This is a genomic window from Mesorhizobium newzealandense (genome assembly GCF_042682145.1).
Lineage (GTDB): Bacteria > Pseudomonadota > Alphaproteobacteria > Rhizobiales > Rhizobiaceae > Mesorhizobium > Mesorhizobium newzealandense.
In genome coordinates, this window is sequence record NZ_JBHUGZ010000030.1 from 1 (window position 1) to 22,468 (window position 22,468).

Annotated in this window: 15 protein-coding genes; 11 read left to right on the forward strand and 4 right to left on the reverse strand. The window is 64.7% G+C overall.

Features of this window, described 5'->3' with window-relative positions:
* Positions 1–4: 4 nt before the first annotated feature.
* The gene (locus tag ACFSOZ_RS34110; RefSeq protein ID WP_379091935.1) at positions 5–2,059 is read right to left on the reverse strand and encodes a bifunctional aldolase/short-chain dehydrogenase; all 2,055 of its coding nucleotides are present in this window, start codon (positions 2,057–2,059) and stop codon (positions 5–7) included.
* A 91-nt stretch (positions 2,060–2,150) separates the two neighbouring features.
* Positions 2,151–3,116 (reverse strand): sugar-binding transcriptional regulator, encoded by a 966-nt coding sequence (locus tag ACFSOZ_RS34115; RefSeq protein WP_379091932.1) that lies wholly within the window; start codon positions 3,114–3,116, stop codon positions 2,151–2,153.
* Between the two features lie 292 nt (positions 3,117–3,408).
* Here ACFSOZ_RS34115 and ACFSOZ_RS34120 point away from each other — a divergent pair, with 292 nt between their 5' ends.
* The 11 genes from ACFSOZ_RS34120 (at position 3,409) to ACFSOZ_RS34170 (ending at position 18,707) form a co-directional block, all read left to right on the forward strand.
* Complete coding sequence (locus tag ACFSOZ_RS34120) at positions 3,409–5,049, forward strand: acyl-CoA synthetase (protein WP_379105489.1); 1,641 nt, start codon at positions 3,409–3,411, stop codon at positions 5,047–5,049.
* A gap of 189 nt (positions 5,050–5,238) precedes the next feature.
* The gene (locus ACFSOZ_RS34125; protein WP_379105491.1) at positions 5,239–5,844 is read left to right on the forward strand and encodes a TetR/AcrR family transcriptional regulator; all 606 of its coding nucleotides are present in this window, start codon (positions 5,239–5,241) and stop codon (positions 5,842–5,844) included.
* Between the two features lie 52 nt (positions 5,845–5,896).
* The gene (locus tag ACFSOZ_RS34130; protein ID WP_379105493.1) at positions 5,897–7,045 is read left to right on the forward strand and encodes an efflux RND transporter periplasmic adaptor subunit; all 1,149 of its coding nucleotides are present in this window, start codon (positions 5,897–5,899) and stop codon (positions 7,043–7,045) included.
* A 200-nt stretch (positions 7,046–7,245) separates the two neighbouring features.
* Entirely contained in the window at positions 7,246–10,386 is a 3,141-nt protein-coding gene (locus tag ACFSOZ_RS34135; RefSeq protein WP_379105495.1) for an efflux RND transporter permease subunit, read from the forward strand.
* Positions 10,387–10,583: 197 nt separating this feature from the next.
* Complete coding sequence (locus ACFSOZ_RS34140) at positions 10,584–12,593, forward strand: CocE/NonD family hydrolase (protein ID WP_379105497.1); 2,010 nt, start codon at positions 10,584–10,586, stop codon at positions 12,591–12,593.
* Positions 12,594–12,612: 19 nt separating this feature from the next.
* Complete coding sequence (locus ACFSOZ_RS34145; RefSeq protein WP_379105498.1) at positions 12,613–13,563, forward strand: ABC transporter permease; 951 nt, start codon at positions 12,613–12,615, stop codon at positions 13,561–13,563.
* On the forward strand, positions 13,547–14,434 hold the full coding sequence (locus tag ACFSOZ_RS34150) for an ABC transporter permease (RefSeq protein WP_379105500.1): 888 nt from the start codon (positions 13,547–13,549) through the stop codon (positions 14,432–14,434). Before ACFSOZ_RS34145 ends, ACFSOZ_RS34150 begins: the two co-directional genes overlap by 17 nt.
* Positions 14,431–15,396 (forward strand): ABC transporter ATP-binding protein, encoded by a 966-nt coding sequence (locus ACFSOZ_RS34155; protein ID WP_379105502.1) that lies wholly within the window; start codon positions 14,431–14,433, stop codon positions 15,394–15,396. The genes ACFSOZ_RS34150 and ACFSOZ_RS34155 overlap by 4 nt, the downstream gene beginning before the upstream one ends.
* The gene (locus tag ACFSOZ_RS34160; protein ID WP_379105504.1) at positions 15,393–16,421 is read left to right on the forward strand and encodes an oligopeptide/dipeptide ABC transporter ATP-binding protein; all 1,029 of its coding nucleotides are present in this window, start codon (positions 15,393–15,395) and stop codon (positions 16,419–16,421) included. Before ACFSOZ_RS34155 ends, ACFSOZ_RS34160 begins: the two co-directional genes overlap by 4 nt.
* Before the next feature lies 1 nt (position 16,422).
* Positions 16,423–17,982, forward strand: coding sequence for an ABC transporter substrate-binding protein (locus ACFSOZ_RS34165; RefSeq protein WP_379105506.1), 1,560 nt, complete (start codon positions 16,423–16,425; stop codon positions 17,980–17,982).
* Positions 17,983–18,026: 44 nt separating this feature from the next.
* Positions 18,027–18,707 (forward strand): TetR/AcrR family transcriptional regulator, encoded by a 681-nt coding sequence (locus tag ACFSOZ_RS34170; RefSeq protein ID WP_379105508.1) that lies wholly within the window; start codon positions 18,027–18,029, stop codon positions 18,705–18,707.
* A gap of 1 nt (position 18,708) precedes the next feature.
* On the opposite strand, the gene ACFSOZ_RS34175 is transcribed toward ACFSOZ_RS34170, so the two are convergent.
* Together ACFSOZ_RS34175 and ACFSOZ_RS34180 are read right to left on the reverse strand one after the other, a co-directional pair.
* Positions 18,709–20,247 (reverse strand): trimethylamine methyltransferase family protein, encoded by a 1,539-nt coding sequence (locus tag ACFSOZ_RS34175; protein WP_379105510.1) that lies wholly within the window; start codon positions 20,245–20,247, stop codon positions 18,709–18,711.
* A 9-nt stretch (positions 20,248–20,256) separates the two neighbouring features.
* Positions 20,257–22,359: an oxidoreductase gene (locus ACFSOZ_RS34180; RefSeq protein ID WP_379105512.1), complete on the reverse strand. Its 2,103-nt coding sequence runs from the start codon at positions 22,357–22,359 to the stop codon at positions 20,257–20,259.
* Positions 22,360–22,468: the final 109 nt, after the last annotated feature.

Below are 22,468 nucleotides of genomic sequence, written 5' to 3' on the forward strand. Positions count from 1 at the left end.
CCGCCTACCGCAACGCGGCCGCGATGTTGCCGCCGTCGACCGTCGTCACATCGGCGGTGGTCCGGTCGGCCAGCGCGTGGTGCAGGAACGCCTGCGCCACGTCCTGCGCCGTCACTTCCTGGCCGAGCAGATTGCCGGACATGTATTCCTTCTCCGACACGCCGCGCGCGCCGGAGCGGCTGGCGATCATGGCGTCGGTCAAAAGACCCGAGCGGATGCGGTCGGCGTTGACGGCGTTCGAGCGGATGCCGTGCGCGCCATAGTCGAGCGCGTATTGCCTGGACAGGAACAGCGTCGCTGCCTTCGGCACGCCATAGGCGCCGAACTTCGGCCCCGGATTGACCGCCTGCTTGGAGGTGTTGAACAAAAGCACGCCGCCGGTGCCCTGTTCGAGCATGATGCGCACGGCATTCTGCGCCACCGACTGGTGGGCGAAGAAATTGAGCTCGAAACTCCTGCGCAAAAGCGCATCGTCGAGTTCGCCGATCCGGCCTTCCCAGGCAGCGCCCGCATTGGAGACCAGCATGTCGACGCCGCCGAACACGGCAACCGCCCTGTCGAAGGCGGCACGCACCTGCGTCGGATCGGTGATGTCGGCGGCAACACCGATCGAGTTGTTGCCGGCCTTCTTGGCGGCGTCGGCGGCCTTTTCGGCATCGAGATCGACAACGACGGCATGGGCGCCATTGTCGGCGAAGAGCCTGGCAGTCGCGGCACCAATCGCGCCGGCGCCGCCGGTGATCAGCACCACCTGGCCGGTCAGCGGCTTCGGCTTGTTGGAGGCGAGCTTGGCCTGTTCCAGCGACCAGTATTCGAGCGGAAACAGGTCGGCCTTGGCGAGCGGATGGAAACGGCCGACCGCCTCCGCGCCGCGCACCGCCTCGATCCACATCTCGCCGACGTCGGAGGCGATCTTCGCATCCTTCAGCGTGCGGCCATGGCCGAACATGCCGAGACCCGGCACCAGCGTCAGCCGCGGCATCTGGTCGAGCATGGTGCGCTTGACGTCGTCGAGGGCATCGTTGGTTTCGAAATAGGCGCGGTAATCCTTGGCGAAGGCCTCGACGTGATCCTTGATCACGGCCTTGTAGTCGCCGACCTTGTCGGCATCGGGCGCCGGCAGCGCCATCGGTCCGGTCTTGATGCGGATCGACAGATCGGGCGTCGAAACGCCGCGTCCGGCCAAGTCGGCGATCTCAGCCGAATTGATGAAATCAACGATCGCGTCCGAGGTGCGGAAGTCGCTGATCATGCGGTCGAAGCGGCCTTCGCCGCGAGCCACAGCGACGGCGCCGCGCAGTGTCGGCGCGATGGTGGCCGGCGTCGCGAGCTTTGCCGGCAATGCTGCCTTCGCCGCTCGCGGCTTGGCGTTTTTGGCGACGTAGTCCTCGGCGACGTTCACATAGTGGATCATCCGGTCGTAGGCCTGCCTGGCATCGTCGCCGAAGGTGAAGATGCCATGCTTGTCGAGGATCAGGCCCTCGACGGTCGGATCGGCGTCGAAGATGTCGGCCGCCGCCTTGGCGAGGTCGAAGCCGGGCATGATGTAGGGCACATAGCCCATCTTCGCGCCGAACACCGTCGCCACCAGCGGCTTGCTGTCTTCCTGGTCGACGATGGCGAGAATGGCGGTCGAGTGGGTGTGGTCGACAAATTTGTGCGGCAGGAAGGCGTGCAGCAGCGTCTCGACCGACGGGTTGGGCGACGAGGGGTCGATGAGGTTGACGCGTTGCAGGGCAACCATGTCCTCGTCGGCCAATTTGTTCAGCGAGCGCGCCTTGAGCAGCGGCTTGAGCTTGACCGCCGGCAGGCCCTGCGGCTCGATGACGCCCATGTCCCAGCCGCTGCCCTTGACGCACAGCACGTCCCACTGGTCGCCGACAAGATCGGTGGCCGTCGTCTTGCAGGAGGTGTTGCCGCCGCCATGCAGGACCAGCCGCGGCTCGCCGCCCAGCAGCCGCGTCGTGTAGACGCGCAGCGCCAGGTCGCGCTCGACACCCTTCCTTGCATAGTCGGCAACGAGTTTCTCGGCTGCCTCGTCATTCCACAGGTTCTTCATGTTCGCTTCGTCCGATTGCTGTCATTGATGGTGAAACAGGTATGCCGCGACGCTTTGATGACAATGCGCCGGCGGCGGAGATGGTGGTTTCCTAGGAGGCCTTTTCTGTCGTGGCAGCCGCATGGTCCAGCAGCCGCTGCGCCATGCGCGCGCCGACCACCAGATGCGTGCAAAGTCCGCCAGCGATCGCCGCGAGAAGCGGTTCGAACTTGCTGTCCTCCTGCACGACCATCAGGCGCCTGGCGATGGCACGCAGCGAGGCAAGATCAGCCGAGATCACCCGGCGGTTATAGCTGCAGTCGAGCACCTTGCCCTGGGCGTCGATGATCTGCCCGGCAATGACGCCGGCAGCGCCTTGGCTGCGCAGCTCCGCCATTTCGCCTGATGTCAGCGCGCCGCATTTGACCAGATGGCTGTCGGCGTCGACCGCGCCGACCGAGTACAGCGCCAGATCGCATTCGCCGACGCCGGACAATTGCTCGCGGATCACCGGTTCGGCGCGCAGCGCGCGCGCCAGCTCTTCCGTCGACAGCACCAGCGGCGCGTAGAAGTTGAGGCCCTTGGCGTTGAGCCGCCGCGCGATTTCCATGGTGCACTGGTCGGGCCGGTAGGAATAGGGCGCGCCGAGATTGCCGCACAGCTGCACCACGGTGACATCCTGCAGGTCGGCGTAGGACATGATGTCGGCGATCGTGTAGACGGTGCGGCCCCAGGCGACGCCGATGCGGTCGCCCTTCTTGACCAGCTCGAGAAAGACGCTTGCCGCCAGCACGGCGATTTCCGTCGACGGATCGGCGATATGGTCGTTTTCCGGCGCGATCCAGACGGCGTCGAGGCTCAGCGCATCCTCGAGCTTGCGCGCCAGCACATCGTCGGTGAAAAGCTGGGTCGAGGTCGAGATGTTGACGATGCCGGTCTCGCGCGCCTTGCGCAGATACATGGCGACCGAGGCGCGGGAAATGTTAAGCTGGCTCGCCACCTGGTCCTGCCGCAGGCCATGGGCGTAGTAGAGCCAGGCGGCCTTGTGGATGAGCTGTTCTGCCGGTCGGATCGCCATGCCGTCTCCTCGGCTGACATTATTCACGGCCTTCGACAAAAGTCAAACAAGGCCAAGGTATACGATGCCCTTTCGCCCGCTGAATCTAGATCATCATTGTGCCAAATGCGCTCGATCGTGGCATCGTTGGTGGTGACGCGGCCCGAGCCTGTTATTAGAAGGTCTCAAGGAAGACACTACAGCGCCGCGCGTCCTCACGGACGCGCAAAGGACGCTGTAGCACTTTGGTCTGCGCATGATCCTTTCCGAAAATCGATTCCGATTTTCGGGGTCATGCGCTAGGGAGGACGGGATGGGCAATCCTTACGAACAGGATCTCGACAAGAACGCGGCCAACCACCAGCCGCTGACGCCGCTCACCTATCTGGAGCGCGCGGCAAAGACCTATCCCGACCATGTCGCCATCATCCATGGCCACCAGCGCATAGACTATCGCACGTTCTGGCGCCGGTCGCTGATGCTTGCCTCGGCGTTACGCAAACGCGGCATCGGCAAGGGCGATACGGTCACCGTCATGCTGTCCAACACGCCGCCGATGCTGGAGGCGCATTTCGGCGTGCCGATGACCAAGGCGGTGCTGCATTCGCTCAACACCCGCCTCGATGCCGCGGTCATCGCCTTTCAGCTCGACCATGCCGAGACCAGGATACTGATCGTCGACCGCGAGTTCTCCAGCGTCGTCAAGCAGGCCCTGGAACTGGCCAAGGTCAAGCCTCTGGTCATCGACTATGACGATCCCGACTACGCTGCCGACGCACCTTACCCCAAGGGCGAGCGCATAGGCGCGCTCGACTATGAGGACTTCGTCGCTGGCGGCGACGAGGATTTCGCCTGGTCGATGCCCGACGATGAGTGGGACGCGATCTCGCTCAACTACACCTCCGGCACGACAGGCAATCCGAAGGGCGTCGTCTACCACCATCGCGGTGCTGCGCTGATGGCCTACACCAACACCATCCATGCCGGCATGGCCAAGCATGCCGTCTATCTGTGGACGCTGCCGATGTTCCACTGCAATGGCTGGTGCTTTCCATGGACGCTCGCCGTCCAGGCTGGCACCCATGTCTGCCTGCGCTGGGTGCGGCCGAAGCCGATCTACGATGCGATTGCCGATCACGGCGTCACCCATCTGTGCGGCGCGCCGGTCGTCATGTCGGTGCTGATCAATGCGAAGGACGAGGACAAGCGCGAATTCCCGCAGACCGTCACCTTCAACACGGCCGCTGCTCCGCCGCCGGAGGCCGTGCTGTCGGGCATGGCCGATGCCGGCTTTGCCGTCACCCATCTCTACGGCCTGACCGAGACCTATGGTCCGGCGGTCGTCAACGAATGGCATGGCGCCTGGGACGATCTTGAAAAGGCCGAGCGCAGCGCCAAAAAGGCACGGCAGGGCGTGCGCTATGCAGCGCTCGAGGGCTTGACCGTCATGGACCCCGAGACGATGCGGACGACCCCGGCGGATGGCGAGACCATCGGCGAGGTCATGTTCCGCGGCAACATCGTCATGAAGGGCTATCTGAAGAACCGCAAGGCCAGCGACGAGGCCTTTGCCGGCGGCTGGTTCCATTCCGGCGATCTCGGCGTCATGCATGCCGATGGCTACATCCAGCTCAAGGACCGTTCCAAGGACATCATCATCTCGGGTGGCGAGAACATCTCGTCGATCGAGGTCGAGGACGCGCTCTACAAGCACCCCGCGGTTGCCTCCTGTGGCGTCGTCGCCAGGGCCGACGACAAATGGGGCGAGGTGCCGGTCGCTTATGTCGAACTGAAACCGGGCAAGGTGGCGACCGAGGCCGAGATCATCGAACACTGCCGTGCGCTGCTTGCCCGTTTCAAGGTGCCGAAGGCGGTGATCTTCGCCGAAATCCCGAAGACCTCGACGGGCAAGATCCAGAAGTTCCGGCTGCGGGAAATGGCCAAGGTCGCTTGAAGTTTCCGACAGCCTCTCGCGAAAATATTTCCAGTGGCCCCGCATCCTTGGGCCGCTTCGCGGCGTCTGTTGGATGTCACCAGCTGTCACCAACCGTACAGGTACATCGAAATCGCATTGACAGGTCGCCCATTTCGATTTACGAATGACGAAAATCGAAATTCGTCACTCGTAAAACAACAGGGACCCATGTCCGAAGCCGCCAACATAATTTCCGACGTCGCCCGACAGGAAAATGTGACGCGCATTCTCGACTGCGCCGAGCGCCTGTTCCGGCACTATGGCTACGGCAAGACCAATGTCGCCGACATCGCGCGCGAACTCGGCATGTCGCCGGCCAACATCTACCGGTTCTTCGCCTCCAAGGTCGAAATCCACCAGGCCGTCTGCGGCCGGATGCTCGGCGCCAGCTACAAGATGGCCTACGAGATTTCGCGCCTGCCGATCAGCGCCGAGGAGCGGCTTCGGCGCTACGTGCATGCACAATACAAGATGACGCTGGAGGTCATGCTCGACGAGCAGAAGGTCCATGAAATGGTCATCGTCGCGCTCGAACGCGACTGGGGCGTGATCGACAAGCACGTCGACAGCATTCACGATCTGTTCGCGGAGATTATCCGCGATGGCATCGAGGCCGGTGAGTTCAGGGAACAGGATCCGGTGATCGCGTCGCGCTGCTTCGGCGCCGCCACCGTCATCCTGTGCCATCCGCAGATGGTGGCGCAGTGCCTTGCCAAGACCAATCGGGCGATGCCCGACGACCTCATCGACTATGCAATCAAGGCCTTGAAATAGCCCTGCACGCGGGTGCCGGTGTCGACCATCCATCTCCAGTCGGAGTACCAATATGTCTTTGTCTCGTTCCATCCTTCGCAAGCTGCCAGTCGCCGGCCTGATCGTCGCGGCGCTCGGGCTTGCCGGCTGCTCGCAGGAGAAAGCCGAGGTCAAGGACATCATCCGCCCGGTCAAGGTCGTCGAGATCGCACAGACGCATGACACCCGCACGCTGTCCTATTCCGGGTCGGTACGGGCCCGCACCGAAAGCGCCCTGGCGTTCCGGGTCAACGGCAAGATCACGGAGCGCCTTGTCGACATCGGCCAGCATGTGGCCTCGGGCGACGTGCTCGCCCGCATCGATCCCATCGATTACGACCTTTCGGTCAAAAGTGCCCAGGCCGCGCTCGATGCCGCCGAGCGCCAGGTCGAGACGGTCGAACTTGCCCGCAAGCGCGCCGAACAGCTTTTTGCCAAGAATTTTGCGCCGAAATCGCAGCTCGAACAGGCGACGCTCACCTATGACCAGGCCGTTGCCACGCGTGACTCCGCTCGCTCGACACTTGACCAGGCCAAGAACCAGGTCGGCTACACCGACCTCAAGGCCGACAGGGACGGCATCGTCACCGCGGTCAATGCCGATGTCGGCCAGGTGGTCGGCTCCGGCACGCCGGTGGTCACCGTTGCCGTCGACGGCGAAAAGGAAGTGCTGATCGCCGTGCCGGAGATGGAGATCGCCGAGTTCAAGCCGGGCAAGGTCGTCAAGGCGGGCTTCTGGTCCGACGACAGACTGGCGCTCGAGGGCAAGGTTCGCGAAGTCGCCGGCAGCGCCGATCCGCAGTCACGCACCTTCGCCGTCCGCGTCAGCCTGCCTGGGGACTCGCGCGTGCTTCTCGGCATGACCGCCAACATCGAAGCGTCGGCGGCCAATGAGCGGCGGCTTGTTTCGGTCCCGCTGAGCGCACTGGCCGAGCAAGGCAGCCAGTCGATCGTCTGGACCGTCGATCGTGGCGCCGACACCGTTCATGCCCGTACGGTCAAGGTCGCCGAATTCGCCGCCGATGGCGTGCGGGTTGCAGAGGGTTTGAAGCCCGGCGATGTCGTGGTCGCTGCCGGCACGCAGTTCATGACCGAAAACCTGAAGGTGAAACTCGCCGGCGACACGGTGCTGCAATCTGCTTCCGTGGCCGGCGATGACAGAGACGCCAGGCAGGTGCGCTGACGACAGACAACCGGCTGCGCGTTCCCGCAGCCGCTGGTTTCCGGGCGGCAAGCGCCCTGACCGAGACGCTCTATTGATGTGACCCCCCGCGCATCAAGTCTCGCGTCCCACCGCGACGAGTGTTTCTCCGCTCGGAGAGCCTTGCCGCCCGGAAGCCACTACCGAACTTCGATCTTGTTGAAATAGATGGACCAGCATCGATGACCAATTCCACGGACGAGAAGCGGCCCTTCAACCTGTCGCGCTGGGCAATAGGCCATCCCGCCATTGCGCGGTTCCTGTTCGGCCTGATCATCATTTCCGGCGCGCTCGGCTTGATGCGCATGGGCCAGAAGGAAGATCCCGATTTCACCTTCCGCGTGATGGTCGTCCAGGCGATCTGGCCGGGCTCCTCGATCCAGGAGATGGAAGACCAGGTGGTCAACAAGATCGAACGCAAGCTGCAGGAAACGCCTCATCTCGACTTCGTGCGCTCGTTCACCCGCGCCGGCAGCGCCATCATCACGGTCCAGATCAAGGGCGACACCAACGCCGCCGAGGTGACGGACGCCTTCTACCAGGTGCGCAAGAAGGTCGGCGATATTGCCGGCGACCTGCCGCAAGGCCTGCTCGGCCCCTATTTCAACGACGAGTTCGGCGACACCTTCATCACCCTGCATTCGATCAGCGGTGACGGCTTCAGCTATCCCGAGCTGAAGAAGTTCGCCATCCAGGCGCGCGACATGCTGCTGACCACGCCCGGTGTCGAGAAGGCCGTCATCATCGGCGACCAGCCGGAAAAGCTCTACATCGACGTCTCGTCCAAGGCGCTCGCCGAACGCGGCCTGACGCTGACTGATCTGCAGAACGCGATCAAGGGACAGAACAATGTCGACCCGGCCGGCTCCGTCGACACCGGCACCAATTCGGTGCGCATCTCCGTCGAGGGCGATGTCAGCAAGGTCGAGGATATCCGCAACCTGCGCCTGCGCGCCGGTGGCCAGGTCACCCGGCTGGGCGACATCGCCACGGTGACGTCGGGGCTGGAAGATCCGTATCAGCGCAAATACCGCTTCAACGGCCATGAGAGCGTGCAGCTCGGCGTCGTCATGGCCAAGGGCTTCAACGTCAGGGACGTCGGCAAGGATGTCGAGGCGACCTACAAGCGCTTCGAGGAAGGACTGCCCTACGGCGTTGCGGTCGACCAGATTTCCGACCAGCCCGAGGTCGTCAAGGATGCCGTGAACGAGTTCATGGAGGCGCTTGGCGAAGCGCTGCTGATCGTGCTCGTCGTCTCGTTCCTGTCGATCGGCTGGCGTTCCGGCCTGGTCATTGCCATCGCCATTCCGCTGGTTCTGGCCGCCACTTTCGCCATCATGTACGAACTCGGTATCGACCTGCAGCGCATCTCGCTCGGCGCGCTGATCATCGCGCTCGGCCTGCTCGTCGACGACGCGATGATCGTCGTCGAAATGATGGAGCGCAAGCTGGAAGAGGGGCTGGTCAAGATCGAGGCTGCGAGTTTCGCCTATTCCTCGACCGCGTTCCCGATGCTGACCGGCACTCTGATCACCACCGCCGGCTTCATCCCGGTTGGCTTCGCTGCCTCGACGGCCGGCGAATATGTGCGCACGCTGTTCTATGTCGTCGGCATCGCATTGGTCGTGTCATGGTTCGTCGCGGTTTATTTCACGCCGTGGCTCGGCAACATGATCCTGAAGCAGCGCAAGCATGCCGGCAGCCATCACGATGTCTTCGACACGCGTTTCTACCGCCGGCTTCGCTCGACCGTCGGCTGGGCGGTGCGCCATCGCATCGTCGTTTTGGTGATGACGCTGGTTACCTTCGGCACCAGCCTGTGGGCCTTCCAGTTCATCCCGCAGAACTTCTTCCCGCAATCGTCGCGGCCGGAAATCCTCGTCGACCTCTGGCTGCCGGAAGGCACCAGCATCAAGGAAGTCGAGGCGCAGGCCAAGGCGCTCGAAACCAAGATGATGGACGACAAGGACAAGCGTTTCATCGCCACCTATATCGGCGAAGGCGCGCCGCGCTTCTTCCTGCCGCTCGACCAGCAGCTGACCAATCCGAACTTCGCCCAGCTTCTGGTGATGGCCAATGACGAGCCGGCCCGCGAACGGTTGATCGTCAAGTTGCGCACGGTTCTGGCCGAAGACTTCCCGTCGATCCGCGCCAAGGTCGACCGTCTGTTCCTCGGCCCGCCGACTGGCTGGCCGGTGCAGATGCGCGTCATGGGTCAGGATCGCCAGGAGGTGCGCCGCATCGCCGACCAGGTGAAGGCGAAGTTCAGCGAAGATCCGCTGCTTGGCGCCGTGCATGACGACTGGCTGGAACCGGTGCCGGCAATGAAGCTGGTCATCGACCAGGATCGCGCCCGCGCCCTCGGCGTCACCTCGCAGCGCATCCGCCAGATGCTGCAGGCGACGATGACCGGCGCGCCGCTCGACGACTTCCGCGACGGCGAGGAGACGGTCTCCATCGTAGCCCGCGAGCCGGACGCCAGCCGCAGCCTGCTGTCTTCGGTCGACTCCGTCTACATCCCGACCGATTTCGGCGGCTTCGTGCCGCTGTCGCAGGTCGCCAAGGTGGTGCCGGTGCTGGAGCAAGGCATCGAATGGCGGCGTAACCGCTTGCCGACCATCAGCGTGCAGGCGACGCTGCCTGACGGCGTGCAGTCCAACGACGTCGTCACCAAGCTGTACAAGGACATGCAGGGCCTGCGCGACGGACTGGCACCCGGTTACAAGATCGAGATCCAGGGCGGTGCCGAGGATTCGGCCGAAAGCCAGGCTTCGATCGCCGCCAAGGCGCCGATCATGCTGGCCATCATCGTCGTGCTGCTGATGATCCAGCTGCAGAATTTCGGCAAGGCGATGCTGGTGCTGGCGACCGGTCCGCTCGGCATCATCGGTGCAGCCGCGGCCCTGCTGATCAGCGGCGCGCCGTTCGGCTTCGTCGCCATCCTCGGCGTCATTGCGCTGCTCGGCATCATCATGCGCAACTCGATCATCCTGGTCGACCAGATCGACCAGGATATCGCCACTGGCATGGATCGCGATGAAGCGATCATCGGCTCGGCCGTGCGACGCTTCCGGCCCATCGTGCTGACGGCAATGACCGCCGTGCTGGCGCTGATCCCGATCTCGCGCGCCGTGTTCTGGGGGCCGCTCGCCTATGCCATGATGGGCGGCATCATGGTTGCCACCGTACTTACCATTCTTGTTCTCCCCGCGGGCTATGCCTTGTTCTTTGGGCGGGAGCCCAAGAAGGCGGTGGATACCGAACAGATGCCTGAACCAGAGGTGCCTGCCGAAAGGCCGCAACTGGCGCTGGCCGCCGAATAGATTTGCGGGCCGGACGCTTTCGTCCGGCCCGCAAATCTGCGTTCCCTTCCACCGCTTCATAACCCGGTCTCTCGCCGGCCCACCCGGCCGGCACTGGCCGTGAGCGGTATTCAACGTCAAAAAGCGCGAAGCGGGATTGCGCCTTAAATCGCCTTGTTGTACGAACGTTCAACAAGGCGATTTAACGAGTACCTGCCGTGGTACGAACCGAGTTCCCCTTTGCCGTCGAAACCGTCGATCCGCTCTGGATCACGCTGGCCGACGGTACGCGTATCGCCGCCACTTTGTGGCGCCCGCGCACCGACGCCAAGGTGCCTGTCGTCGTCGAAATGGTGCCCTATCGCCGCCGCGACGGCACCGTGGCGCGTGACATCGACATCCATCCCTGGCTTGCCGGTCACGGCATCGCTTGCGCGCGCATCGATATCAGGGGCTCGGGCGATTCCGATGGCGACCTGGCCGACGAATACCTGCCGCGCGAGCAGGAAGACGCCTGCGAGATCATCGCCCATCTGGCCGCGCAATCCTGGTGCAACGGAAATGTCGGCATGACCGGCATTTCCTGGGGCGGCTTCAATGCGCTGCAGGTGGCGGCGCGCCGGCCGCCGGCCTTGAAGGCCATCATCACCAACTGCGCCACCGACGACCGCTATGCCGACGACATCCACTATATGGGCGGCGCGCTGCTCACCGAGCAGGAGATGTGGTCGAACTTCATGCTGGTCAAGAAGGCGATGGCGCCCGATCCGCAGATCGTCGGCGACGCCTGGCGCGCCATGTGGACCAGACGTCTGGCGGCGACCAGCTCACTGTCGGAAACCTGGCTGGCGCATCAGCGTCGCGACGACTACTGGCGGCAAGGCTCGGTCTGCGAAGATCACGCAGCGATCGAATGCGCGGTCATGGCCGTCTGCGGTTGGGAGGACAGCTACTCCAACTTCGTGCCGCGCCTGCTCGAGCATCTGCCGGGGCCGAAGCTTGGCATCGTCGGTCCGTGGTCGCATGCCTATCCCTGCCGCGGTGCGCCCGGGCCGCTGATCGGTTATCTGCAGGAGGCGCTGCGCTGGTGGCGTCATTGGCTGTGCGGCGAAGACACCGGCATCATGGACGAGCCGCTCTACCGCGTCTGGATAACCGGCGAGGAGCGGCCGCAGTCCTTTTATCTCCCCGATCATGCCGGCAGCTGGGCCGCCGAGGATCAATGGCCGTCGCCGCGCATCGAGCGCCGTGCCTTGCAGCTGAACGCCGCCGGGCTGGGCAGCGAACCCGCGCCGGGTGCCATGCTTTTGGTGCGCTCGCCGGCCACCGCCGGCCGCGACTGCGGCCGCTGGGGCGGCTATGGCGGCTCCTGTCCGGACATGGCCATCGACCAGCGCCGCGAGGACGGCCTGGCGCTGTGCTTCGACACGCCACCGCTCGAAGACGACCTGACCTTGCTCGGCGCCCCTGAACTCGATCTGCTCGTCACCGTCGACCAGCCGCATGTCAATCTCGCCGCCCGGCTCTGCGACGTCTATCCCGACGGCACCTCGGCGCTGATGACTTATGGCGTGCTCAATCTCAGCCATCGCGACAGCCACGAGCACCCGACGCCATGTCCGGTCGGAACGCCGTTCCGCGTGCGGCTGAAGCTCAACGATTTCGCCCGCACCGTGCCCAGGGGCCACCGCATCCGGCTGGCGCTGGCCAATCAGCATTGGCCCATCCTGTGGCCGCAGCCGAGATTGTCGACGCTGTCGGTGGCGAGCGGCGACAGCACGGTGATGCTTCCGGTGCGCCCGCCGTCGCCCCGCGACCGTGACGTCCGCTTCGAGCCCGCGGAAACCGCGCCGCCGGTTCCTACGACCACTCTGGATGACGGCTTCGACCGCCGCATCGTCACCGACGATGTCGGCGCGGGCATACAGACCATCGCGCTGTCCTCCGACCATGGACGCAGGCGCTATGACGATCGCGCCATCACCGTGTGCTCCGCCAACAGCGATACGATGAGCATCCGTGCCGACGATCCGCAGTCGGCAAGGCTCGTCACCGAATACCGCTGGGCCATCGCCAGCGGCGATGCCGACACCGAAGCGACGGCGGTCACCGAACTGACATCGGATGAAACCCATTTCAACCTGAGCTGGCGGCTCGAGGCGCGAGAACGAGGCAAGCTCGTCCACAGCGCCTCGGCAACGCGGCGCATCAGGCGCGATTTCGCCTGACACGAGCGGAGAGGAGACCATGCTTGCATATGCAGTGAAGCGCATCGGTCTCGGCCTCCTGATCCTCGTGCTCGTCATGGTCGCCATGTATGCGGCCGTCTTCCTGGTGCCGGGCGATCCGGCAACCGTGGCGCTTGGTCCGCGCGCCACGCCGGAACTGAAGCGGCTGCTGATCGAGCGCATGGGCCTCGACCAGCCGGTCTGGTGGCAGATCGTCGAATTCTTCCGCAATGCGCTGACCGGCAATCTCGGTTTTGACGTGTGGTCGAACCGGCCGGTCTCGACCTTGGTGATGGAGGCGCTGCCGAACACGCTGATCCTCGGTCTGACGGCGCTCACCGTCGCGCTGCTCATCGGCGTTCCGCTCGGTTGCCTGTCGGTGATGCGGCGCGGCACGCTCGCCGATGCGGTCATCGGCGTGCTCTCGGTCGGCGTCATCGCCGTGCCGTCCTTCGTCGTCGCCATCTATTCGCTGCTGCTCTTTGCCGTCACGCTGCGCTGGCTGCCGGCCATCGGCGCCGGCGAGGCCGGCGACATTGTCAGCCAGGCCAAGGCGCTGATCATGCCGGCCGCGGCCATCGCGCTCGGCTGGATCGGCTATATCGCCCGCATGGTGCGTGCCTCGATGATGGAGGTGATGGGCGAGCCGCACATCCGCACCGCGCGCTCCTTCGGCCTGCCGGAGTGGAAGATCGTCTCCAAATACGCGCTGCGCATCGCCATCATCCCGACCATCTCGCTGGTCGCCGTCGGCCTCGGCAGCATCCTGTCTAGCGCCGTCTTCGTCGAGGCGGTATTTGCCCGCCCCGGTATCGGCAAGCTGATCACCGACGCCGTCAACACCCGCAACTATCCGGTTGTCATGGGCACGGTGCTGATCATGACCGCCATCTACGTCTCCATCACCATCGCCGCCGATCTGTTGATTGCGCGGCTCGACCCGAGGGTGCGCGATGTCTTCCGTGGCTGACGCCTCGCTGTCCCTTCTGGAGCGACAACGCTTTCCGCTGCTACGCGCGTTGCTTGCCGATCCGTTCACCTGCGTGGCGCTGATCCTGGTTACGGGTTTCCTCATCACCGCTGTCTTCGCGCCCTGGCTGGCGCCGTACTCTCCGCTCAAGATCGATGTGCTGCACAAGCTGCAAACGCCGTCGGTCGGCCACTGGTTCGGCACCGATCATCTCGGCCGCGATCTCTTGTCGCGCGTCATCTATGGCGCGCGCACGGCGCTGACCATCGCCATGGTGTCGGTGGCCATCGCCGGCGCGATCGGCCTGTTGCTCGGGCTGATCGCCGGCTACGGGCCGCGCTGGCTCGACGCCATTCTGGTGCTGACCTTCGACAGCCTGAACTCGCTGCCGATGATCATGTTCGCGCTCGCCATCATCACCGTGCTTGGCGCCGGCACCGGTACGCTGATCATCGTCATCGCCGCGACCTCGTTCCCGAGCTATGCCAGGTTGATCCGGGCGCAGACGCTGGCGCTGAAGAACAGCGATTACATCCTCGCCGAGCGCCTGCTCGATGCCAGCCCGGCGCGCATCATCTTCATCCACCTCCTGCCCAATGTCGTCGGCCCGCTGATCATCCTGCTGTCGATGGACATTCCAGTCGTCATCATGGTCGAGGCGGGCTTGAGCTTCCTCGGTCTCGGCGTGCGGCCGCCGACGCCGTCCTGGGGCTCGATCCTCTATGACGGTTACACCAGCATCCGTTCGGCGCCCTTCATGGTCATCTTCGGCGGCCTGCCGCTGGTGCTGGCGACGCTCGGCTTCACCTTCCTTGGCGAAGGCCTGCGCGATTATCTCGACCCGCGCCTGCAATTGCGGAGGCCGGCATGAGCGGTTCGCTCGCCGCCAGCGACCTCAGCGTCCGCTACGAGACGCCGCATGGCAGCGTGCACGCCTTGCGTCATGTCGACATCGAGGCGCATCCCGGCGAGGTGATCGGCATTGTCGGCGAGAGCGGCTGTGGCAAGTCCACGCTGGTCACCGCGCTGGCCAACCTGCTGCCGGCCAACGCGCGCATCGACGGCTCGATCAGCTACAACGGCGTCGACCTGGCAAAGCTCGACACGCACCGCCAGCGCCTCCTGCGCGGCGACGAGATCGCGCTGGTCAGCCAGGATCCGATGACCGCCTTCAACCCGGTGCTGACCATCGGCGACCAGCTCGTCGACTTCCAGCATCACCGCAAGGATCTCGGCCGTGCGCACAAGCGGGCGCGGATCGCCGCCATGCTCGGTCGCGTCGGCATCGCGGACGCGGAGCGACGGATGGACTGCTACCCGCACGAACTCTCCGGCGGCATGCGACAGCGTGTGGCGATCGCAGCGGCCCTGCTGACCGATCCCGGCCTGCTCATCGCCGACGAGCCGACGACGGCGCTCGATGTCACCATGGAGGCGCAGATCATCCATTTGCTGCGCGAACTCAGGCGCGAATACAACGGCATCATCATCGTCGTCTCGCACCATCTCGGCGTCATCGCCGAACTCTGCGACCGGGTCTACGTCATGTATGCCGGCGAGGTGGTCGAGGGCGGCGAGGTCGACGCGATCTTCCATGACGCCAGGCACCCCTATACGCAGGCGCTGCTCGCCTGTGATCCGGCCCGCTTTCACGAAAGGCTGGACAGGCTGCCGACCATTCCCGGCTCGCTGCCCAACCTGACGCAGCCGCCATCCGGATGCGTCTATGCACCACGCTGCGACCGCGCCTTCGCGCCATGCGGCTCAGTCGCACCGCCAGTGGTTGAACTGTCCGCCTCGCATAGGGCGCGCTGCCATGCGGTGGCGCCATGAGCCCGCTGCTCGCCATCGACGATCTGTCGGTAACCTTCGCTCGCAGCAACTTGCTCAGCCGCCTGATCAACCCATTCCCGTTGCCGAGCTTCAACGTCATCGACGGCGTGACGCTGTCGCTGATGCCGGGCGAGACGCTTGGGTTGGTCGGCGAGTCCGGTTCCGGCAAGACCACGCTTGCCCGCACCATCCTTGGCCTTGTGCGGGCTGCGGCGGGCCGCATCGTCTTTGAGGGCAGGGAGGTGCAGACACCGGCCGATTTCCGCGCCATGCGCCGGCGCTCGGCGATGATGTTCCAGGACCCGGTCGCCTCGCTCAGCCCGCGTCTGCGCATCGGTACGCTGCTGACCGAGCCGCAGATCATCCAGGGGCTGCCGATGCCGGACCGTCGCGCCGCCGCAAAAGCGCTGCTGGCGCTGGTCGGGTTGCCGGCCTCCTTCGTCGACCGCTTCCCGCATGAACTTTCGGGCGGGCAGGCGCGCCGGGTCGGTGTTGCCCGCGCGCTGGCGATGAAGCCGCATCTGCTGCTCGCCGACGAGCCGACCGCCGGCCTCGATGTGTCGGTGCAGGGCGACGTGCTCAACCTGATTGGCGAGCTGAAGCGCGAACTCGGTTTCGCCGCCATGATCGTCACCCACAATCTGGCAATGATCCGCCATGTCAGCGATCGGCTGGCCATCATGTATCTCGGCCGGCTGGTCGAGACCGGGCCGACACAGGACGTGTTTTCGGCGCCGATGCATCCTTACACCGCGACGCTGATCCAGTCCGAGCCGATACCCGATCCGCGCCGGCGCAGCCACAACCCGGCCGTCACGGGCGAGATTCCAAGCGTGTTCCGTCGGCCCTCGGGCTGCGAATTCCACACGCGCTGCCCGATCGCGCGCGATCGTTGCAAGACCGAGGCACCGGCCTATCGGCCGATGGGCACCGACCGGATGGTGCGCTGCCATTTCCCGCTGGAGACAGGCGGGCAAGAACGGGAAGCCTTCTCACGCGCTTCCGCAAACCAAAGGGGAAACTGACATGACGCAATGGAACATGGACAGACGTGCATTCCTGAAAGCGGCCGGTGCACTGGGCGCCGGCCTGACGATGAAGCCGGGTTTCGCCTGGTCGGCCGCCGGCGACACGTTGCGCATCCGTATGGAGGGCGATCTCCAGACCCTCGATCCCGCCTTCATGATCGGCGGTATCGAGGATGTCATGATGCGCGGCATCTATGTTTCGCTGAACCGGCTTGGCGATCTCAGGGCAGGTTCTCCCTGGTCGCCCTGGGGTGCAGAGAAGCTCGAGCTGAAGGATCCGAAAACCATTGCCTTCACGCTGATCGACGGACTGAAATGGTCGAACGGTTTTGGGCCTGTCACTGCCGAAGACGTGAAATTCTCGTATGAGCGTATTGCCGATCCGAAGCTGTCTTCGCCCTGGGCCTACCAGTTCGAGAAGCTCGATCGTGTCGAGGTCGTCGATGCCAGGTCCGGCATCATCCATCTCAAGGACCCGTACCAACCAATCTTCGTCACCAGCCTGCCCTATTATGGCGGCCACATCATTTGCCGCGCCGGCACCGAAAAGGCAGGCGGCAAGTTCACCACCGAACCGCCGGCGACCTGCGGTCCCTATCTCTTCTCGGACTGGCAGCAGAAGCAGAAGGTGACGCTGACCGCCAATCCTGACTGGCCGGGGCCAAAGCCGGATTTCGGCAAAGTCGAGATCTACATCGTCGCCGACGATCAGGCCGCCCAGTTGGCCTATGAGGCCGATGCCTTCGACTACACCAAGATCGCCATTTCGGCGACCAAGGCGGTCAAGGCCAGCCCTCACGCCAACACCAAGGTGATCGAAGCGCAGTCGACCCGCTATGTCTGGCTGACCATCAACATGCTGAGCCCGCGGCTCAAGGACCTCAAGGTCCGCCAGGCCGTGCAATATGGCGTCGACGTCGGCCAGATCCTGACCGGCGTCTATGACGATCTCACCAAGCGCTCCACCGGCGTCGTCCAGCCTGGCACCAAATTCGCGCGGGCCAGCAATCTGGTCGCCGCACCCGACTATGAGAAGTCCGCCGCCCTGCTCACGGAGGCCGGCGTCAGCAACCTGTCGCTGACCTTGACGGTGATGAACGATTCCATCCGCACCGCGACCGCGCAGATCATCCAGGCCAGCCTCGAACAGGCCGGCATCAAGGTCGAGATCCAGCCTTACGACGAGGCCGCCTTCTGGGGCGTCGGCGACAAGACGCAGGGCGACGGCTACAAGAACATCGATCTGGCGCTGATGGATTTTGCCGGCGGCGTCGACCCGTCCGAAAACCTTGTCTGGTTCCGTCCCGACCAGATCGGCGTCTACAACTGGTCCGGCTTCGACAGCCCGGAGTTCGAGACCGGCTATCAGCAGCTGGTTGCGGAAAGCGATGAGCCCAAGCGCATTGCACTGTCGAACCGCATGGAGGATTTGATGGAGCAATCCGGCGGCTTCGTCTTCATCTGTCACCAGCCGCTGGTCGTCATCCACAAGAACGGTTTCGAGCCGGTCATCTATCCCGACGGCCATCCCAATCCCGTGCTGTTCAAGAAGGCATAACCGCTTCCGTGGACAGGAAGGAGCTGATCGTTTAGCTGGGAGGCATGACGGAAGCGGAACCAGCACCTGAAAAACGCAAGCGCGGCGCCAAGAAATCGCCGCCGCGCTTCAGCCGCGAACAGGCGGATGTGCGCCGCTCGATGCTGGTCGAGGCGGCGACGCGATGCCTGTCGGTCGGCGGCATCGGCGCCTTCACCATCGACCGCATCTGCAAGGAGGCCGGTGTCTCGCGCGGCCTCATCAACCACCATTTCGAAGGCCTCGATGGCCTGCTGGTCGAGGTCTACAAATCCTCGCTCTATGCCAGCGTCAACAACCAGATCGCCGAAGCCAAGCGCCGCCGCGCCGAGACGTCCGACTGGTCGCCGCAGGCAGCGCTTGCTGCCCTGGTCCACTCCAATTTTTCACCCGATTACTTCAGCCGTGACAATCTGCTGATCTGGCTGTCGCTGTGGGGCGAGATTGCCGTCAACCCGCGCCTCAAGGCGGCACACCGTGAACTCTATGACGCCTACCGGGCGGAACTCGCCGAGGACATCGCCGCTGTCGCCGTGCCGCGCGGCAGGCAGGTCGACGCGCCGACGCTGGCGCGCAATTTCATCGCCCTAGTCGACGGGCTCTGGCTCGAATGGTGCCTCGACGAGAGCGTGGTGACGCCGCAGGCCGCCGAGGCCGCCGGCTTCGAGATGCTCGAGGCGCAGGTCGGGCCGCTGCGGGATTCCTAGTCTAATTCAGCGGCGAACCACCCTCGCGTTTGCGGCGCTCCATATAGTCGCGCAACGCCTCGTCGATGCCGGGATCGATCGGCGGCTGTTCGTACTCGGCGACCATGCGCTTCCAGACGACATTGGCGCGCTCGCGCGCCGTGATCTGGCCGCGCTCCATCCAGGTGTCGTAATTGTCCCAGTTGGAGACCAGCGGCGAATAGAAGGCGCGCTCGTAGCGCTGCATCGTGTGCGCGGCGCCGAAGAAATGCCCGGCCGGCCCGACCTCGCGCACCGCTTCCAGCGCCAGCGTGTCGATGTCGACCACCGGCGGGTCGAAATAGGCGCACATCATCTGCAGCATCTCGGCATCGATGACCAGTTTCTCGAACGATGCGGTCAGCCCGCCGCCGAGCCAGCCGGCGGCGTGCAGCACGAGATTGGCGCCGCCCATCAGGCAGCCCCACAGCGACATGGCGCTCTCATAGGCCGCCTGCGCGTCGACCGAATTGGCGGCGGTGACATTGCTGGAGCGGAACGGCACGCCGATCAGCCGGCACAGCTGGCCGGTGATCTGCGCGGCCTGCGTGTATTCCGGCGTGCCGAAGGCCGGTGCGCCGGTCTTCATGTCGACATTGGAAGTGAAGCCACCATACATCACCGGCACACCGGGTCGTACGGTCTGCGTCAATACGATGCCGGCCAGCGCTTCGGCGTGCTGCTGCGACAGCGCGCCGGCCAGCGTCACCGGGCTCATCGCGCCGGCCAGCGTGAACGGCGTGATGACATTGACCTGGCCATGCTCGGCCAGCGCGATGAGGCCTTCGGCCATCGGCTCGTCGAGTTGCAGCGGCGAGTTGGTGTTGATGATGCCGGTGAACACCGGCATCTCCTGCGCCAGGTTTTCGCGCGTCGTGCCGAGCGAGATCGCCACCATTTCCAGCGCGTCGATCGCGCGCCCGCGGCCGAGTGCCTGCGGCTGCCAGTTCTTGTCGAGCAAAGTGATCTCGGCATAGTAGAGGTCGAGATGGCGGGTGTTCTGGTGCAGGTCGAGCGGCTCGAACGGCCCGCCGCCTTCCTGATGCAGCACGTTGAACGACTGGATCAGCTTCAGGTAGTCGCACATCTCGGCATAGGTGCCGGGACGGCGTCCGCGGTCATTGTCCATGACATAGGCCGGCCCGCCGACCGACGACAGGATACAGTGCCGCCCGCCGACCTTGACGTTCTTCGCCGGGTTGCGGGCCCGTAGTTCGAACGACGATGGCGCCATGGCGACGCGCTCCATGACCATGGCACGGTCGAAGCGCACCCGCATCTCGCCTTCGTCGACATCACAGCCGGCGGCGCGATAGAACTGCCGTGCCTGCGGCTGCAGCACCCGCATGCCGATCTCCTCGAGGATGGTCAGGCCCATCTCGTGGATCGTCTGCACCTGGTCGGCCGACAGGATCTCGATTGGCGCATACGGCCGCGTCAGCTGCTTCCACGGCCGCTGTTCGATGCCGCCGATCTCGCGCTGCGGGCGGCCGGGTCTGCGACGTGCCGTGATGCGCTCCATGGCTTTCTCCTATTCGGCTGCCGTCCGCATGTCGAAGTCCGCCACTTGATCGACGATCGGCGTGTCGCGGCGGTAGGGCTGCCGGGGGATTTTTGCGCCGATCTCCTGCGCAAGCTTGTGGCCGCTATGCACCGCATGGGCGATGGCGCCCGGGGCCAGCGCATCGCCGATACGATCGACACTTTTGATGCCGACCGCCGCAAGCGCGTCCGCGCGTTGCGTCAGCGCCTCGAAGAGTTCGCCGCGCGGCAGCCTGAGCCCGACGATCAGCACCGAGCGGCAGGCCACTCGGACCTCCTCGCCGGTGAACAGATGCGCCAGCGTCGCCGTCTCGCCGTCGAAGGATTTCAAGAGATGCAATGTCGTCACCGGCACCTTGCGCCGCGCCAGCGCGCGATGCACCAGCGGCAGCTCGTTGGTCATGATCGTCCAGGCGGACGCCTGGCCAGCAGGGGTCACGTAGCTGACCGGGATGCCGTGTGCTGCCAGATGTTCGGTGAGGACGCCGCCCATGGTGTAGTTGTCGAAATCGAAGACCAGGGTCGGCCCCTGCGGAAGCCGGCCGCCGGCGATGTCGTCCGGTGTCAGTACATCGGGATGGTCGAGCCGGCCGACCGGGATCTCCAGCGAGGAATAGAGCATGTTGGTCCAGCGCGCGCCGGTCGCCAGCACAACACGGTCCGGTGCCAGCTCGATGATTTCGTCGGCGCCCAAAACGCTCTCGGGATAGAGCGAGACATTGCTCATCTCGCTGAGGCGCCCGAGGCGGTAGTCGACGACCCGGTTCCAGGCCGACAGGCCAGGCAGGGTCTTCTCGAAGGTCAGCCGCCCGCCGAAGCTCCGGCTGCTGTCGGCGAGCATCACCTCGTGGCCGCGCCGGCCGAGCGTCAGCGCGCATTCGAGGCCGGCAGGTCCGCCGCCGACAATCAGGATCCGTTCGGGCGCGTCGGTGCGCTCGACACGCTCGGGATGCCAGCCGCGCCGCCATTCCTCACCAGCGGTCGGGTTCTGCGTGCAGCGTACCGGCACGCCGTCATGCCAGCTCGAAATGCAGATGTTGCAGCCGATGCATTCGCGGATTTCAGCCTCGCGGCCCTCGCGGATCTTGTTCGGCAGGAAGGGGTCGGCGATCGAAGGCCGCGCGCCGCCGATGAAGTCCAGCACACCGCGCCGGATCTGCGAGACCATGGTGTCGGGCGAGGTGAAACGGCCGACTCCGACCACCGGCTTCTTGGTCAGCGATTTGACGAAATCGATCACCGGCTCGTGGGTGCCTTCGCCGGTGAAGCGCGACGCCGAGCAGTCGGTCGGACTGGAATCCATCTTGACGTCGAACAGGTCCGGCAGGTCGGCGAGCAGCTCGACCAGCTCGTGCGCCTCGGAGGGCTGGTTGCGGCCGGGCCGGCCGCGCAGTTCCTCGAGGCTGACCCGCAAGGCGACGCCGCAGTCCTTGCCGACGGCATCCTTGGTGACTTCGATCATCTCGCGCACGAAGCGCACCCGGTTCTCGATGGGTCCGCCGTATTCGTCGCCGCGATGGTTGTATTCCGGCAGCAGGAACTCGTAGCCGAGATAGCCCATGCCGGCATAGACATAGACGATGTCGAAGCCGGCCGTGCGCGCCTTGCGGGCCGCTTCTGCCTGGCATCTCAGCACCTCGCGTATATCGGCCTTGTCCATGGTCTTCGGCCGCAAATTGCCCATGAAGCCGACATGGGTGGCCATCCATGGAATGCCGGACGGCGACAGTGGCGGCAGGCGGCTTGTCCGGTTCATCACCGATGCGCCGCCGTGCCACAGCTCAACGCCGGCAAGCGCGCCATGGCGGTGCACCGCCTCCGTCATCAGCGCATGCGCGCGGATATCGTTGTCGTCCCACATGGTGGCGAAAGGCAGCGGCGTGTCGTCAGAGCTCGGGTCGATCGAGCAGGCGCCGGTGCAGATCACCCCCCATCCGCCCTCGGCCTTCGCCTCGCGAAAGGCCGCGCGCACCCGCGGCAAGGCGTTGGTCATGCCGCTTGCGTGCGGCACTTGATAGAAGCGGTTCGGCGCGGTGACCGGCCCGATCCGCATCGGCTCGAACAGGATTTCGTAGCGGGGATTGCAGGTCATCGGGGCTTCGCGAATATGCTTGTTGAACGATCGTACAACAAGCATATTCGCACGGCGGCCGCTGCGCAATGGGCAGGAGGGCAAACAACGAAAAATCCATCCCGGCTTT

Excerpts from the sequence above, each read along its gene's own strand:
- ACFSOZ_RS34160 (WP_379105504.1), top strand. The coding sequence starts at position 15,393 with ATGAGCCCGCTGCTCGCCATCGACGATCTGTCGGTAACCTTCGCTCGC.
- ACFSOZ_RS34165 (WP_379105506.1), top strand. The coding sequence starts at position 16,423 with ATGACGCAATGGAACATGGACAGACGTGCATTCCTGAAAGCGGCCGGT.
- ACFSOZ_RS34150 (WP_379105500.1), top strand. The coding sequence starts at position 13,547 with ATGTCTTCCGTGGCTGACGCCTCGCTGTCCCTTCTGGAGCGACAACGC.
- ACFSOZ_RS34130 (WP_379105493.1), top strand. The coding sequence starts at position 5,897 with ATGTCTTTGTCTCGTTCCATCCTTCGCAAGCTGCCAGTCGCCGGCCTG.
- ACFSOZ_RS34120 (WP_379105489.1), top strand. The coding sequence starts at position 3,409 with ATGGGCAATCCTTACGAACAGGATCTCGACAAGAACGCGGCCAACCAC.
- ACFSOZ_RS34180 (WP_379105512.1), bottom strand. The coding sequence starts at position 22,359 with ATGACCTGCAATCCCCGCTACGAAATCCTGTTCGAGCCGATGCGGATC.
- ACFSOZ_RS34115 (WP_379091932.1), bottom strand. The coding sequence starts at position 3,116 with ATGGCGATCCGACCGGCAGAACAGCTCATCCACAAGGCCGCCTGGCTC.
- ACFSOZ_RS34125 (WP_379105491.1), top strand. The coding sequence starts at position 5,239 with ATGTCCGAAGCCGCCAACATAATTTCCGACGTCGCCCGACAGGAAAAT.
- ACFSOZ_RS34170 (WP_379105508.1), top strand. The coding sequence starts at position 18,027 with ATGACGGAAGCGGAACCAGCACCTGAAAAACGCAAGCGCGGCGCCAAG.
- ACFSOZ_RS34110 (WP_379091935.1), bottom strand. The coding sequence starts at position 2,059 with ATGAAGAACCTGTGGAATGACGAGGCAGCCGAGAAACTCGTTGCCGAC.
- ACFSOZ_RS34135 (WP_379105495.1), top strand. The coding sequence starts at position 7,246 with ATGACCAATTCCACGGACGAGAAGCGGCCCTTCAACCTGTCGCGCTGG.
- ACFSOZ_RS34155 (WP_379105502.1), top strand. The coding sequence starts at position 14,431 with ATGAGCGGTTCGCTCGCCGCCAGCGACCTCAGCGTCCGCTACGAGACG.
- ACFSOZ_RS34175 (WP_379105510.1), bottom strand. The coding sequence starts at position 20,247 with ATGGAGCGCATCACGGCACGTCGCAGACCCGGCCGCCCGCAGCGCGAG.
- ACFSOZ_RS34145 (WP_379105498.1), top strand. The coding sequence starts at position 12,613 with ATGCTTGCATATGCAGTGAAGCGCATCGGTCTCGGCCTCCTGATCCTC.